Raw genomic sequence first — 16,335 nt, 5'->3', positions numbered from 1 at the left:
ATTTTTATCAATTGTTCAATGTGGCTGCGCATCCAGCTTGCTGGCCCAATCGAAAAAGGTGGCCTGCTGCAGGTCCTTTTCCATCTCCATCGTTTCCTGTGCGTCCATCGGGCGGAGCGGCAGCCGAACAGGGCCACAATCCATTCCTATTAATTTCATCATCGTTTTCTGAGCGCGAAGCCCTCCATATTTATTGATGACCCTTACAATATCCACTGATGTTAGCTGCAGGGCCTGTGCCGCTTCGAGTTTCCCCGAATTGAAAGAATTGATCAGTTCACGGTATAAAGGTGCAATAAAATTATAGGTACTCCCGATAAATCCCTTCGATCCGGTGGCAAGCGCTGAAAGGAGCATTTCATCGCTGCCGTAAAGCACGTCATACTTTTTACCGGCATAGTTCATGCAGGACTGAAACTCATAGACAAAAGGCGCCGTGTATTTGATCCCCGCCAGTGTGGGAATTGCCTGTCCTGCCTGTTCGAGAAAATCAACCATATCCAAACCCACCCCTGTCAAAGATGGGATATGATAATAGTATAAGGGCAATTCGGGCGCCCCGGAGGCAATCATTGCCAGGCTTTGCACCAGCATATCCGTTGAAGATATCTTAAAATAGGCAGGCGGAGTGGCTGAAATAAAATCGGCGCCTGTCTGCTGCGCGTGGGCGGCCAGGTCCCGGGCATCGGCTAAACTGTTATGGCCTACGTGTACAAATACCTTCAGGCGCTTCCCGGCGGCATCTACAAAGGCTTCTGCCAATTCTTTTCGTTCGCTAACCGTCAGCGAGGGGCCTTCCCCGGTACTCCCGCAGATAAATATTCCTGTAATTCCGTTATTCACCAGTAAATCCACCATTGCAGGAATTTTACTCGTATTGATTGCACCGTCAGGATGCATGGGGGTGAACGGGGCGGCAAGTAGCCCGCTGATCTTCTTTGTCATTTTCTTTTTATGATTAAATTATTTTGTTCTTATTTAAGTAGCTCGTCCGGGTCCAGTTTCTGGAAAATAATGCTTTCGTAAGGCCGCTTCTTTCCCGCCTCATACAAGGCCAAAATGGTACCATCCGGAAGCTTTCCAAGGCTGGAGTAGGCCGAAGGGCCGGTAAACAGGGTTTTTATGACCGGCCAGGTTTTCCCTTCATCATAACTTGCCCGAATGGTCATGTTATGGCGTTTTGAAGTACTTGCGGGATTCAGGAATAATAGCACGCTTTCGCTTTTTCGCCCGGGCCAGGAATAACGGAGAATGCTTGCCTGGCATACCGGCTCTACCAGTTCCGGTGCATCTTTGGGGGAGGTCCAGGTGCTGCCGCCGTCATAACTGATGGCATGTGTGCGGCATGCGCGATTAAAGTAGGAACGCATGTCCATTAACAGGGTTCCGTTCCCATCAGCAAGTTCCACTATCTGGCATTCGTTCACTTTCGGCCGGATGGCCTCACCCAGCTGCCATGTTTTCCCATGATCATCGCTGTAAATAGCATGAGAACCGTATTCATAGGGCCCGCCCCTTACATTTCCGTTGGGATCATCGTAACTGTGGTCGGAGGGAATCACCAGGCGGCCTTTCCTGGGGCCGTGCTTTATCTGGATGCCCACGCCGGGACCGGTGGCGTACCAACCCCATTCCTTCTTCTTGGTAGTAGCGGTAATATCAGCGGGAGTGGTCCATGTACGGCCATCATCGCTGCTTTTAGCCACCCATACGGTGCGGGTTGACTCCGATGTGCCCTTAATGATATCCGCCTCATGGTCAGTCCCCAGATTATGGGTCATTAGTATAAAAATATCGCCGGTTTCTTCATCCACTACGGGGCATGGATTCCCGCAGGTATTGGCGCCGTCATCCCAGATGACCTGCTGTTCGCTCCAGGTTGCCCCGCCGTCTTCAGAGCGTTTCAGAATAATATCAATATTGCCCGCATCCCCTCCGTGGTCCTTCCGGCCTTCGCAGAAGGCTAAAAGCGTTCCCTCCGTACTTGTTACGATGGCAGGAATACGGTAGGTATCGTAATCATCTTCTCCCGAGCTGAAGAGTTCCATTTGATCAGCGGTTTCCTGTGAGGCCGCCCGGCCAGCCTGTGCCAGAGCTTCCGGCGCCGGCGTTAAATAAGCTGCGCCGGCCAAAAAGCAGAGCGCAAATACGTTCTTCGTTTTATTCATTTGTCGTTTCATTTTTTAGCAAAAAATCCGGGCCACGTCAACCGTGATCTTGGAGGGCGAAGGCTTAGTGCTGCCAGTTCACTTAACACAGCGCTAGTATCTGCCGATCTTCTCAGGCCCGGTGTCAATTGCAAATACCGTTTCATCGAAGCTTTTTTTCATTAGCTCCATCTTGATCTTTTGATAATCCGGATCATCCCAGCGATTCTCGAATTCATCCGGATCTTTTCCCAGATCAAATAATTCGCCGCTTGAATGGCCGTGATAATTCACCAGCTTGTATTCCTTAGTCCTTATCATCGTCGCATAGCTTGCCTTGCGCCCTTTTACATCGCCAATTGTGCTGTAGAATTCACATCGCACAAACTCCCGGAAATGATCCGGGTTTGCCTCGCCCTTCAAAATAGGAAGCAGGCTTCTGCCCTGCATATGCTCCGGAACTTCCTCGCCGGCGATCTCCAGCAAGGTGGGAGCAATATCGATCAGCGACACCAGGGCATCGCTTTGCTGGTTCTGTTTGAGTTGGCCCGGCCACCAGAAGATCAGCGGAACACGCACCAATCCCTCGTAAAAACGGCAGCCCTTGTTAACCAGGCCGTGATCGCCAAGCATGTCTCCATGATCGGATGTAAAGATGATCAGGGTATTTCCAAGCTGCCCGGTTTTTTCAAGCGTTTCCAGCAGGCGGCCGATATTCTCATCAATCAGCTCAATCTCTGCCCAGTACCTGGCTTGCCGCAGCCTCGCATTAATGCTGTCAGGATGCCTGGGTTTTGACTGGAACATGACGTCATTGAAGACGCTTTTCTGCTCCAGGTCCGACTCCCTGAAGACCGGCCCGGGCAGGGACTCCACGTCAAAACGCTCCAAAATATGGGCCGGCGGATCATTGGGCCCGTGCGGAGCATAAATATTCAAACTCATGAGCCAGGGTTCCCGGCGATCCTGTTCAATAAAGTCAATGGCTTCGTTGGTACACCAGGTAGTTTGGTCCAGTGCCGCCTGTTTTTCGCCCGGAAGCTTCTTCAGGTCTTCGAATTCGTAGCCCTGTTTCTTCAGCCATACAAGGTATTGGTTTTGATCGCCACCCTGATGCGGGGAATGACTATAACTGAACATCCTGTACCCGTCATCCTCAGGCCTTTTTTCCGGGTTATTGACCTGGGCGCTGGACAAATGAAACTTCCCCGCCAACCCGCAATCATATCCTGCGTCTTTCAGCATCTTAGTGACCAGCGGCGCGGTTTCCGGCCAGTAGGCTGCTCCGTTTTTGGTAGCGTGCAGAGTAGAAGAATACATGCCCGTCAAAAAACTGGCCCGGCTGGGGGTACAGATTGGTGCGGTGCAATGCGCATAATTAAAAGCCGTTCCTTCCTTTACCAGGCGATCGAGATTCGGCGTGCGGACATATTCGTTCCCTAAGGCATTTATGGTATTCCAGCGCTGCTGGTCGGCACAGATCCATAAGATATTAGGCTTTCCCGTAACGTGCTTTGTTTGCGGCAGGGCTTCTGCGACGCCCGGCCCTCCCTGGGGAAAATAAGAAAGCGGGAGCAGGCCCAAGATCACAAGGGCGGCAAATTTTAAATGGAAAATCTGAGATGCCAGGTAATTCATATTTAGTCCTAATGTAGAACATATATGCAAATATCTAAAATATCCTTTAAACATGGGCATGCGTTCTGAAAAATTCCGGAAGCAGCCGTTTCCCGTGTTCCCTGGCAGCTGCTACCTCCGCTTCAGGTATCCACTTATATGGCCAGCGCAGCCGCGGTGTGATAGGCGTCCAGCCTCCAAGGGCGGCCATGAATTTATCCACCGCCTGGTTTGAATAAGCCTGTTCCCGGATATAGGGAACTATGCATTCGTTCATAAACTGCTGTATCCGCTTTTCCAACTCCAGGGCTTTGTCTATATCGGTTTTCATCTGCTGGTACCATTGCTGCGCTATCCCGGGATGAAGACAGGCCACATTGGAATAGGCGCCCGCTGCTCCCAGCGTGTAGCCCGTTGCCAGATGATGGCCCGGCACGAATAAGGAAAGGCCGGGAACGAGTTCCTTCATGGTCCGGTACCATTCCTTATCCCCGCCGGCCACCTTACAGCCGGCCAGGGGAATACCTGCTTCCAGGATACAGCCAAAATCTTCCGGACAAAGTTGTTTCTTGGCATGCGGAGGATTGTAAAGCACCAAACCGACGGGTCCTGCGGCCGCTGCCATCACCTCCAGGTAATCAATAATTTCGGACATGCCGGGCGGAAACCAGTCGGGAAGGATCACCTGGATGGCCGAGGGCTTCAACGAAACGGCTCGCCGCAGGCGTTCCAGCGACAAGAGCGGGCTCATATGCGAACAACCGATCTGAAAGGGCATTCCGGCCGCATTGCATTTATCTGCCAGGATGCCGCTCACGCGGTCAAATTCCGCTTCCGTCTGGTTGTAAAACTCACCGGCTGTGCCATTGGAATAAATTCCGTTTACATTCATAAAGATCAGCAGGTCAATCTCCGCTTCAAGCGCGGGATAATCAATGCTGTTATCCGCATTAACGGGTAATAAGAGGGTCGCCCAGTTTCCGTAGATCTCTTTGGCGCTTAATGGCTTCATATTAATTTCTTACCAGGGGGAATCTTGCTTTTACCTTTTGCAACTCATCAAATAAACTATCCTTCATCCGTGCCGCTTTACCCGGCATGGCCAAACTAAGGTCCCGGCCTTCGCCCGGATCTCTTGAGAGGTCGTATAATTCGGTTCGTCCTTCTTCATAAAAATAGAGGAGTTTATAGCGGCCTTCCCGAATGGAAGACTGGGGTTTGGTATTGACAAAGTCGGGATGATAATACGGAAAATGCCAGTAAAGCATTTCCCTTTTCCAACCCGCGCCGGAAGGGTCCCGAAGCAAGGGAGTAATGTCCGCTCCGTCCCGTGCCCTTGGCGGATCGGTTTTAGCGCCTGTAATACTGCAAATCGTCGGGAATACATCCACGCCCGTCACCGGAATACGGCATATCGACCCCGGCTTCACTACGCCGGGCCAGCGAACGATCATAGGTACCCGGACTCCACCTTCATAAAGGTTCCATTTACTGCCTTTCAGCTTCCCCCGGGCGGTAAAAGAAGGATGGCCTCCGTTATCCGAGGTGAAAATCACTACCGTATTTTCTGCCTGGCCTGTTTCTTCCAGCGCCTCCAGCAATTGGCCCACATACCCGTCCATGGTTTCCACAAAGGCCGCATAATGGATACTTTTTTCCGTCGCAGCTGCTCCCTGCAGCTTTTTATATTTATCATACAGCCACCGGCAGCGCGTTTGAACCGGCGTATGCACGTAGTACATTGAATAATAGAGCAGGAAAGGCCGGCCTTTGACGGATTTTAGAAAGGCAACCGCCTCGCCGGTCAGCGCATCTTCAGGATATTCCCCACGTTGGAAATTACCAAATGTCTTCTTTTCTTCTTTACTGTAAGCATAAGGATGACTCCCCAGCCCTTCCGATCCTTTGTCAAAGCCCTGCTGTAAAGGGCCGAACGTATCGCCCCAGCCCAGGTAACGGTCATTTTCCTGCGTAAGATGCCATTTACCGAAAAAGCCGGTTGCATACGTACTGTCAATGGCTTCTGCCAGCGTAATTTCTTCCAGCGGCAGATCCCGGGGGTAGGCGGGTTGCTGCAAGCGTGTGCCTGCGGGCGCTTTGCTGCCGTCGGGTTTGCTCACAAACTCAAAATGCAGCCTGGCTGGTGATTTTCCCGTCAGAAACGCGGCCCTGGAGGGCGAGCAGATAGGCGCAGGTGCGTAAGCATCGGAAAACAGCATCCCTTCCCGGGCAAGCTTGTTGAGGTTTGGCGTGGATATGGACGGATTGCCATAACATCCGATATCGGACCAGCCCAGATCGTCGGCAAGGATAAAAACAATATTAGGCCGGCTAGGCGGGGCGGCAGGCTGTGCAAACAAATATACAGGCAGTGCCATCACGCCTATGGTCAATAAATAAGTTGTTAAATACCCTTTCAAGCCTATAAATTTATTCCGCCGGCCAGTCGTCTGTGCGGAAAGACGATGCCGGTAAACCGGCCGTATTATACAAATCCCCTTCTACCCAATCTTTAAAGGCATACCTGACCGCCACCGGCTTATCAACCTTATCGCTTTGCACAAGGATCCCTCCTTTGGATATCTCTGCCGTAGCAGGATAAAAGGTTTTGTCGGCGCCTGCTATTTCAAAGCAAGAGAAGCCTTGGCTTTTCACGACAAATCCTGAAGGAGCGTTTTCAAAAGAAAGCAGTACCTTATTTCCGTCAATTTTCATGGACTTATATACGGGGCCTTCACAAGCAATGCCTTCCATATCATAAGTTTTGGCGAGCGCCCAATAGAGCAGCCGTTCAGCAATCGTTGTTTTATCCGGCGGATGAATGGTCTCGCTGCTTCCCACGTCCATGCTTACGGCCATTCCTGAAAAAGGGATCAGCTCCATGGCTTTCAGCTGGGCTTCCCTCAGGTAAGGAACCGTAGCCGCATGGGTCGGATAATCATAAGGCGCTATTTGGGCGTAATAAAAAGGCAGGCTGTCATTTCCCCATTTTTTTCGCCATCCCGTGACCATCGCCTCCATTAACTGTGCGTACTGCCCGGGACGGGCACGGTTGGCTTCTCCCTGGTACCAGAGAAAACCTTTTATACCGAATCCGGCAATGGGCGCGATCATTCCGTTATACAGGCAGGTGGATACCAGCCGTCCGGCCTCCACGCTGTCGGACGGAAAAGGGATCTCAATCCCGGGAACGGCAGAAAGGCTTTCTTTATCGGTCCATGCTTCTATGGGCGTGCCGCCCCAGGCGGTCTGAATAACGCCTACCGGAACACCCAGTATTGCCTGGAGCTTTTTGGCAAATTGAAAACCTACCGCGCTGAAGGACACGGCTGATCCGGCGGAAGAAACCTCCCAGGCCCCTTTACAGTCAAAGAGTTCCGTGGCCGAAGCCGCCCGCTCCAGGTGGAAAAGCCTGATCATGGGTTCGCCGGCCGTTGTCAGGATCTCGTTGGCATTCAGTATTGGCTGGTTCCGGTAACCCTTCAGGGGCATCTCCATGTTGGATTGCCCCGAACACACCCATACTTCGCCAATCAGTATATTGCTAAGCGTTATCGAAGCGCCTTTTTGCCCTCCGTCGCGCCCGTTTTCACGAAAGTTTATCTCGTATGGGCCACCGGCAGCAGGGGTTTGCACGGTCAGCTTCCAGTTCCCCGCCGCATCCGCTTTCGTGGAATACTGCTTTTCATCCCAGGAGGTCATCACGCTAACCTGCGCGTTCGCGTTTGCTTTGCCCCAAAGCTTCACATCGGATTGCCGCTGAAGCACCATATTGTTCCCGATAATGGCGGGCAGGGTAATTTCCGCCCGGGCCCCGCCGGAAAACAGCAGCAAACCAGCAAGTAGCAGCGTCCTCAAATTCTTCATAATATCTTCCCTAAAAACTAAAAACTTTAAACTAAAAACTGTAAACTAAAAAACTTTGACCCATTAACTAATCAATATACCCATCCGTTTGTGTGATCAGTTCATTATTATCCAATACAGACTGATGCACCGGGAAATACAGCGGGTACCCGCTTTTCCCGTTCAGATTCGGAACTTCTTCATAAATATTGATGGTTCCGCCATGATGGAAGCGGACCAGGTCCGGCCAGCGTTTCAGCTCGGCAACCAGCTCCCTCCAGCGCTCGTCCAGCACTGCCTTCTCCACGGCGGCTTTCGTCATTGCCCCTGAATAAGCAGGAGCCCCGGCACGGCTACGGATCTTGTTCAATTCCGTCACAGCTTCGGCCGGCCTGTTCAAGGCAGCCAATGCTTCCGCTTTCAGCAGCAGCAGGCCGCCCCAGCGGTAAACGATGATGTCATCGTCAAAATAGCGGTCATCGTAAACGCTGCCACGGAATTTATTAAAACAGGTAAGAATAGTGTCGCCGCCATCAATTGCATCAATGATCACGATCTCATCCCGTACGTCAGCCGGGTATTCTTCCAGCATATTTCTTAGCTTTTCACTTGGCGCATATACGGCCCGCGCCCGGTTGGCCTCGGTTACCGGCAATTCATCGTAGTTATCAGCCCCCTGTACATTGATTCCCCAGGAAGCAAGCGTGGTAGCGTACATCTGGTAAAGATCGCCCCGGTAATTGGTTTCCTGGTAATCGAAGAAAATGGAAAAAACGATCTCCTCATTCTTCTTGTTGCCCGAAGAGAGCAGGTCCCGGTAATTAGCCAGTTTATCCGGTCCGTCCAGCAGGGTGGCGCCGGCTGCAGCTATTTCATCAATGGCCTGGATGGCAGCTTCAAAATCAGCACTTCCGCCTCCCAGGACTTTTCCTGTCCACATTTTCACATCGGCCTTTAAAGCCAGCGCGGCAGGGCGGCTGCCCCGGTTCTTATCGCTAAAGCCGCTTTCGGGGAATAAACCAAGCGATTGCTCAATATCCTGGTTGATCTGCCCAAATACTTCCTCCAGCGGGGCGCGTGCTTTTAATTCAACATCGGGCCCCAGGATGGGTTCCAGCTCCAGGGGAACCTCGCCCCATATTCTGGCCAGGGAAAAGTAGGCAAATGCCCGTAGAAAGTGTGCCTCCGCCTTTATTTGGTTCTTTTCCGCCTCTTCCCTGAAGGAGATGCCTTCTATCTCCGTCAAAAGGAGGTTGCAATGATAGATCAGGTTGTACCAGCCGTTCCAGTCAGGCGCATTGGAAGCAGTAAGGCTTTGGCTCCAGGCTTCTGTTACCGGGCCGATATCGCCCGGTTGAAAGGAATCAGAGCGATCTTCGAAATACAAGGTGGTGTTATAGGTGGTGCCATCGTCGTCATGCCCGTAGTTATCTCTTAACTGATCGTAAATTCCTGTTAAATAAGCTTTGCAGTCATCTTCGGTATTCCAGAAACCGGAAGAAGTGATATCCGAAACCGGAACAAGGTCCAGTTTATCGGCGCAACCGGTCAAAGCGCCGGTCAGCATCAGCATGCAGAATAATTTATAATAGGTTTTCATCTTGAAGCGCTTTTAGATTAGAAATTAACATCTATGCCGAAGCGAAACTGCAGGGGCCGCGGATAGCCGCCTTCTTCAATACCATTGTACTGCTCGGGAGAAAGCCCGTCAAAAGCAGTCAGGTAACCCAGATTGTACGCTCCTGCCGTTAACGTGATCCCGTTTATGCCCCTTTTGGCAACAAGTTCCGACGGTAACCGGTAGCTGAACGATACTTCCCGGAAAGCCAGGAAATCGCCTTTGCTGAAATAGAGGGAGTTATCGGTATTATAGCCCACATCCACCCCTACGCCATCATAGGAATCAATCTGCCGTACATGGTTACGTTTACCATTGTCCCAGTCGGATGCCGCGTTATAGCGCGGATACTTTGCCTGATCGCCCTGATTCCACCACATTTCCCCGCTGGTGACATCGGTGAGCGTCATAACGCGGTTCCGGGCATTTCCATTGGCCCTTGCACGCCAGGAATTATTGATCACATGGCCCAGCGCATAATCTACTACCAGTCTTGCGGAAAAGCCTTTCCAGGAAAAGCTGTTGACCATTCCGCCGAATTTATCCGGGCTGGTATATCCCATGAAAATCACGTCCCGGTCATCAATAATACCGTTACCGTCAAGGTCTTCCCAAATGGCATCCCCGCCCACTTTTTGCTGCTCGCCATCAGGTACGTTCAGCCAGGCGCCCGCAACTTTGGTATCATAAGGCGCATTCGCCGCGTCTTCGTCGGTAGCGTAAACGCCGAGCATATTATAAGCCCAAACCCCGCCGATGCGCTCGCCTTCCGCCAGCCCTCCTACCATAATGTAATCGCCCAGGGCCTTATCATATATTAAACCGCCATTGACGCGGTTCTTTTCGTTTCCGTTTTCAGGCAGTTCCATTACGATCAGGCGGTTAAAACTGAAGGTAAGGCTTGTGTTCCATTTAAACGCGCTGTTTTGCAGAATTGCCGCGCCCAGTTCCAGTTCCAGCCCCCGGTTTCTTATTTTCCCGTAGTTGGCCACGATAGAGCTGAATCCTGTCTGACTTGCCAGGGGAATACTTACCAGGCGGTCATCGGTTATCTTGTTGTAATAATCGGCGAGTAAGGTAACCCGGTCATTGAAAAGGCCGATATCCAGGCCAACGTCAAAAGATGTCGTGGTTTCCCAAAGCAATCCCCTGTTGGCAAGCACGGTATTGAGCAGGCCGGATTGTCCGGCATAATTATACCCGATCGCGTATTCGCCCTGCGTGTCTGAAATAGAGAGATTATTGTTTCCTGCCTGGCCCCAGGAACCCCTCACCTTCAGGCGATTCATCAGTTCCCAGTTCCAGAAATCTTCCCGGTGAACATTCCATCCGAGGGAGAATGCAGGGAATAATCCCCATTTCTTATCTTCAGCGAAGCGGGATGACCCGTCATATCGCAGACTGGCGCTGAACAGGTACTTCTTCCGGAAATCGTAATTCACCCGGCCGAAATAGGAAAGCAGGGCATCTTCCAGCTGTTCGGAAGTAACCCTTTCAAATTCCGTTGCCGACGCATTCAAAGTGGGGATGTGATCGGTAGGGGCATTCTCGCCGTCGCCCTGCAGCAGGAAACGCCTGTCAAATGTATAATTGGTACCGGCCAGCAGCCCCAGGCTGTGGTCTCCGTAATTTTTATCATAGGTAAGGATACCGTCTACCATGTACTGCGTACTCAGCTCATGATCGGCATACATTTCCCTCCTGGTATTATATTCATGGTACCGTTCAAAACCTGTGGACTGTGAATTGACCTGGTAAACGGAAGCCGAAGGCTTGAAGGAAAGGCCGTCGATCAGTTCCCAATCCATCCCCAGGCGCATCGTGGTACGGTTCCGCTTGGTCCCGAAATCCTCATAGTACAATTCATGAAGAATATTCCTGGGCGACCCGGCCGATTCCCCGATGGCGGGGGTACCGTCGTCATAATACAAACGGGTGGTATGCGGCAATTTGGATGACCGGCGCATGGTATTACTATAATCCTGCGGGCCGGCATAATCGGCATACTGGTAATTGAGCCCGGCTGACACTTTAATATTTTCGCGCGGCCAGAACTCCCCGTTGATCACATAGCTCAGCCGCTTATAATACGTGCCGAGCATCATTCCGTTAGCATCCGCAAAACCCAGGCTTGTATAAATACTGTATTGTTTACCGCCCTTCTGGAAACCCACGTTAAGATCATTCGTGGCGGCGGTCCGGAACATGACATCCTGGTAGTTATTATCCTTGAAAATCAATTCCCTGCCGGTGACCGGGTCAGTCATGGTCTCATAGCCGCGGTTATTGATCAGGTTGTTCACATAATCGTCGCCCTCGGCGGCCCGTAGATCATCGGTAAATTCAACCGTGGAAACCGAATTGCCGTATCCTTCCCCGTGAAGGCTTCCGTTAATGGCGCCGGTAGAATACGGATAGGCGCCGCCTGTGAGCCTGTTCTTAGTATTATGATCCAGCTCCGCATTGGCCGCTATGCGCGAGGCCCAGATATAATCCCTCGCCGAAGACCAGGGATACTGATTTGACATCTGTTCGACCTGGTGGGAATAATCAACGGTGATCTGCCCTTTTTCATTAGCGCCACCCGATTTCGTAGTTATGAGAATGATACCATTGGCTCCCTGCGCACCGTAAATAGCCGTAGAGGCGGCATCCTTCAGCACCTGAATGGATTCGATATCGGCGGGATTCACATCCGCCAGCGTCCGGTAAACCCCGTCAATAATTACCAGGGGAGCATTGTCGTCCGGATCAGAAGAAAGGGAGGTTCCCCCGCGAATAATTACATCCGCCCCGGAACCCGGCATCCCCGTGGTAACGCGGATATCAAGACCGGCAGCTTTCCCCTGCAAGGCCTGAACCGGATTAATGGAAGGCGTATTCTCCAGTTCCTCCACATCAATCTTAGAGACGGCGTTGGTAAGCGTCGCCCGCGACTGTTCGCCGTAACCGATCACCACCACTTCGTCCAGGGCGGCCACGTCCGGCTCCAGGACAATGTCAATTTCAGATCGTTCGTTTACGGGCACTTCCAGGGTCTCGAAACCCACGTAAGTGATCACCAGTACTCCTTCACCATCGGGGATCCGGAAGGCGTACTTCCCCTCCGTATCTGTTGAAGTACCAATGCCAGTACCTTTGTACACCACACTCACACCTGGCAACGTTTCGCCCGATTGGGCCGAAGTCACCGTCCCGGAGACCTGGAAGTCCCCGGCATCCTGGGCGTTAAGCCGGGCCGCGGCCAATAAACAGCCCAGCATCCACATCCAAATAAATCGCTTTCTCATAAAACTGCTTTGTTTTGGGTTATTTAGCACTAATGTAGCACATATAAACAAAGATAGTTTTTCCACCCCAAAACCACAAACCCCCAACCACCCAGCTTTTGCACATTTTTCCCCACTCGCCCCATCCAAAAACCTTAAACCTTAAAAACTATAAACTAAAAACTGAAAACTATAAACTTTAAACTATAAACTGAAGACTATAAAATATAAACTTTGAACTTTGAACTTTGAACTTTGAACTTTGAACTTTAACTAAAAACTTTAAACTGTGAACTTAGAACTTTGAACCATAACCCGGAAAACCGCCGGGTTATCATTTACGATAAACAACAACCCCTTCCTGCGGACTTTCAACCCCGCCCTCCCCAACAATAACCAGCGTACCGTCCCCAAGGACAATCGCATCCATAAAGCCCGTGGGAGTAACATAACCCTCGTAAGCCGGCTTTTCGAACAACGGCCCCACCTGTTGAAAGGTAACACCAGCATCAGTACTGCTGAAAAGCAAGGGGTTTATCCCATAAGTAGGGCCATTGTACGTTTCACCGTCTTTTTGCCGGCCGGTGGCATTCACTGTGTAAATTGTCTGATCGGATCCCTTGACCAGGAGGCCGGGATAAAGATGGCCGAAGCTTCCCGTTTCCAGATCAGCATCGATTGCTTCAGCCGGGCTCCAGCTTTCTCCGCCGTCACTGCTGTAAGAAACCATTCTGCTTCTGGGACTGCTGTTATTATGGCCCGTCATCATCATCAGGCGCCCGTCTTCCAGTTCAACTACTGAACCATATTGCAGTCCATCACCCTCAACCACCTGGCTTAGGCGCCAGGAAGCGCCTTCATCGTCCGACAGAGCGACACGCACGGCATCGTCGCCGACGGTTAGTGGCATCAAAAGCCTTCCGGCATACGTTCCTGAAGTTAATGCAATCCCATGCGAGGGGCCATTACGCACATATCCGGTACCGTCCACCAGCGCGGAAGTAATGGTCTTCGGCGCCGACCAGCTGTTGCCGCCGTCAGTCGATTCAACCTGGTAGATCTCCTGGCTGGCAGGGTCGTATTCATATTCATCATCACCAATGACTGTTCCGGAAAGGGCGCTGTAATGCAGAATGATTTTTCCGCCGGCCGTGCTAACCGTTTGCGGGAAGCAGTAGCTTTCTCCGCTCCCCTGCCCGGCGATGACCGTGATCTGATCCTCCCAGGTGACTCCGCCATCTGTGGAACGCCGCATCAGAATATCACAATCTCCGGCCGGATAGGTATTTTGCACCACCCGCTCTTCCGCCGTACGCGGGTTGGAGCGCCCTTCGGCGAATAACAACAGTTGATTATCACCGGCGCTAGCCAGGGCGGGAGTCTGAATGCGCGTGTATCCCTGTTCGTGTTCATGCATCGCATAATCCACGGTGTACATGTCATTGCTTTCTATGTACATATCGTGAACATTCACAAAATTTCGCCAGGGCCTGATGGCCGGTGTATAATAATAGGTTTGCCCCTGCGGGAACTTGAACGTAAAGCACAGGGTACCGTTAATAAGCGTATAGAACCGGCCGTCATGGATCACCACTTCGACTTCGGCGGGTATGCCCGGAACGATAACTTCATTCACTGTCGGCCAACCGTCGTTCGGATCAACTCCTACCGTGGTTCCATAGAAGTCAAGGAAAAACGTAGGTGCAATGGATGAAAAACCGTCCATTCCGAAAACGAAATTTTCCTTCGTTTCCCAGCTTCTTCCCAGCGCCAGGCCCATCGCAGTCCCGCTAAAAGTACCAACGGTTATTTTAGCATACATGTAAAAACTCTTACCGGGACCGATGGGTACAAAATACTTTGAATAGACCCAGTTATCCTGGTAACTATTGGGATTACCGCCGAAATGGTCATCGTCAGTAATGGGATAGTAATTCCGGTGGGGGATCATGTGCATGCCATCCGGGAACAAACTCCAGGAAGTGGTATCGCCGGCCGGATAATAGTCCGTATAACCTTTGAACAGGATTTTTCTGTAGTCGGGCACCCCCTCTTTCATCAGCCATTCGCCGGCCTGCCTCGTTTCATCAAAGGGGAAGGGCAGCGTATCTGGAATGCGCTGATCTATCTCAAAAGGCCCGGGAAAATCAAAATGCTCTTCCTCGTAGCAGCTGGTCAGCAGCGCAACACTCAGCAGCGCGCCGGCAAGCAATCGGGCCGTGCCTGGTGCTGCAGTCACTAGTGATCGTAACACTCGTATTTTAGCGGTCATCTTTCTCATTTCTGTTATTTTTGCATCCTATTGCCACAAACGGGCATCAATCGGAAGATACCAGTTCGACTCCTGTTCCAGGTAGGCTTTTCGCTCAGCCCGCTGGCTTTCGGGATACTTTTCAGCCACCTTTTCGGCCAGCATATTGCGGCCGGACAACTCCGTCCAAAGCATGAGATCGTACCAGCGTTTGCCCTCGAAGGCAAATTCGCGGGCCCGTTCCCGGAAGATCATGTTCATCATTAATTCCTTATTGGTATAATCGGTCTCTTCCGGAAGCAGTTCTTCCAGCCCGCGCGCCTCGCGGATCATGTTCACGAAATTAAAGGCCGTAGCATAATCATTCAGCATCAGACTGGCGAGGGCTTTCAGCATATACGCATCAGCGCTGCGGTAAACCTGCCAGCTTGCGCTGCTTTCATAAGGCGGACGCCGTGAAGAGACATTATCAAGGCCAATGTACTTCCAGATAACCGTATCGGCTCCGATGGCCTTGTAACTGAATTGTGTCCGGATATCGGCATTTTCGTCCTCGTGAGAGAAGATCGAATCCACGACATGCGAAACGGGCTTCAGGTAATATTTTCCGCCGTCAGCCCGCAAGGAAGACGTAAACTCCTGCAGGCGGTTAGTCTCGAAGCTATTGCTGTACTTGTACCCCAGCAGGAACAAAGAGTGAGCGCTGGCATACGACGACGTAAACTGGTTCGGCCAGGTTCCCGAGGACCCCAGGGAGTGCTGATGGTTAAGGATGGGTGAATTGGCAAACGCCGATGCAGACCGGTATTCGCCCAGCCAGAGCGCCACTTCTGCCGCCAGCGTACTAGCCAGGGGCTGGGATACCCTTCCATAACGTTCCTGGGCGGGAAGATTGTTCCTGTTCCACTGGTAATTCAGCGGGAGGATCCCTAATACCGTCAGTACATCGTTGTAGATCAGCTGCCATACCTCCTGCTTGCCGGAGGGCATATTATACAAGCCGCGGATCTCGTCGGCAGACAAAGCGATGGTACTACGCGAAACGGTATCGCCCTGTTCATTCACAAAACGGATATCCTCGGAATAGTCGGATGTGATCAGTGGAAACTGATCATAGGTGCGTACCAACATGTAATAACAAAGCGCCCGCAACAGCAATGCTTCGCCGTAATAAGCCCCGGCATCACGCTCCAGCATTTTATCGTCCAGGGCGGCCACCTCATATACCTTTTCCAGCTGCCGGTTGCAGCGCGCGATGGTCCGGTACAGGCCGGAATAATCGGTATACGGGTTGCTGGCACTCACATTATTGAGGACGAATTCATTTATGTAGGGGTCGGGGTCATCCTGCCCAGTTGTCACCATATCGGCGCGGGCATCGCCCCAAAGCAGGAACTTATGTACTTCGCCCGAAAGGGCTTCATACATGCCAACCGCCGAGGCGTTAAGGTCTTCGCGATTCTGGAAAAAATCGTCTTCCTCAATGGCATTTCCGGGTCTCACATCAAAGAAATTCTCGCAGGAAGAAAGCAGCAGGAGCAGGCTCAGGCTTGCGGTTACTATCGTAAATCTTTTCATCTGTTCATA

The 16,335-nt window shown here is 51.6% G+C and carries 10 protein-coding genes; all 10 read right to left on the bottom strand.

The features are described from left to right. Positions 1–15: 15 nt before the first annotated feature. Positions 16–945, bottom strand: coding sequence for a dihydrodipicolinate synthase family protein (locus FRZ59_RS08690; RefSeq protein ID WP_132129975.1), 930 nt, complete (start codon positions 943–945; stop codon positions 16–18). Positions 946–974: 29 nt separating this feature from the next. Next, on the bottom strand, positions 975–2,168 hold the full coding sequence (locus FRZ59_RS08685; protein ID WP_207910321.1) for a sialidase family protein: 1,194 nt from the start codon (positions 2,166–2,168) through the stop codon (positions 975–977). Positions 2,169–2,261: 93 nt separating this feature from the next. Continuing rightward, on the bottom strand, positions 2,262–3,785 hold the full coding sequence (locus FRZ59_RS08680) for a sulfatase family protein (protein ID WP_132129977.1): 1,524 nt from the start codon (positions 3,783–3,785) through the stop codon (positions 2,262–2,264). A 46-nt stretch (positions 3,786–3,831) separates the two neighbouring features. After that, positions 3,832–4,776 carry a dihydrodipicolinate synthase family protein gene (locus FRZ59_RS08675; RefSeq protein WP_132129978.1) on the bottom strand — a complete coding sequence of 315 codons (945 nt, stop codon included), beginning with the start codon at positions 4,774–4,776 and terminating at the stop codon, positions 3,832–3,834. 1 nt (position 4,777) lies between these two features. Beyond that, a complete protein-coding gene (locus tag FRZ59_RS08670; RefSeq protein ID WP_225975248.1) occupies positions 4,778–6,184 on the bottom strand; it encodes a sulfatase in 1,407 nt (468 codons plus the stop codon). A 10-nt stretch (positions 6,185–6,194) separates the two neighbouring features. Then, a complete protein-coding gene (locus tag FRZ59_RS08665; protein ID WP_132129980.1) occupies positions 6,195–7,631 on the bottom strand; it encodes a sialate O-acetylesterase in 1,437 nt (478 codons plus the stop codon). Between the two features lie 67 nt (positions 7,632–7,698). Then, complete coding sequence (locus tag FRZ59_RS08660) at positions 7,699–9,210, bottom strand: RagB/SusD family nutrient uptake outer membrane protein (protein WP_132129981.1); 1,512 nt, start codon at positions 9,208–9,210, stop codon at positions 7,699–7,701. 17 nt (positions 9,211–9,227) lie between these two features. Then, positions 9,228–12,518 carry a SusC/RagA family TonB-linked outer membrane protein gene (locus tag FRZ59_RS08655; RefSeq protein WP_132129982.1) on the bottom strand — a complete coding sequence of 1,097 codons (3,291 nt, stop codon included), beginning with the start codon at positions 12,516–12,518 and terminating at the stop codon, positions 9,228–9,230. Positions 12,519–12,831: 313 nt separating this feature from the next. Beyond that, entirely contained in the window at positions 12,832–14,751 is a 1,920-nt protein-coding gene (locus FRZ59_RS08650; protein ID WP_207910322.1) for an exo-alpha-sialidase, read from the bottom strand. Between the two features lie 45 nt (positions 14,752–14,796). Beyond that, positions 14,797–16,326 (bottom strand): RagB/SusD family nutrient uptake outer membrane protein, encoded by a 1,530-nt coding sequence (locus tag FRZ59_RS08645; RefSeq protein ID WP_132129984.1) that lies wholly within the window; start codon positions 16,324–16,326, stop codon positions 14,797–14,799. Between the last annotated feature and the right edge of the window lie 9 nt (positions 16,327–16,335).

This window comes from Anseongella ginsenosidimutans (assembly GCF_008033235.1).
GTDB classification, from domain to species: domain Bacteria; phylum Bacteroidota; class Bacteroidia; order Sphingobacteriales; family Sphingobacteriaceae; genus Anseongella; species Anseongella ginsenosidimutans.
The sequence above is the reverse complement of the archived record's forward strand: the minus strand, read 5'-3'. Positions and strand labels throughout refer to the sequence as shown.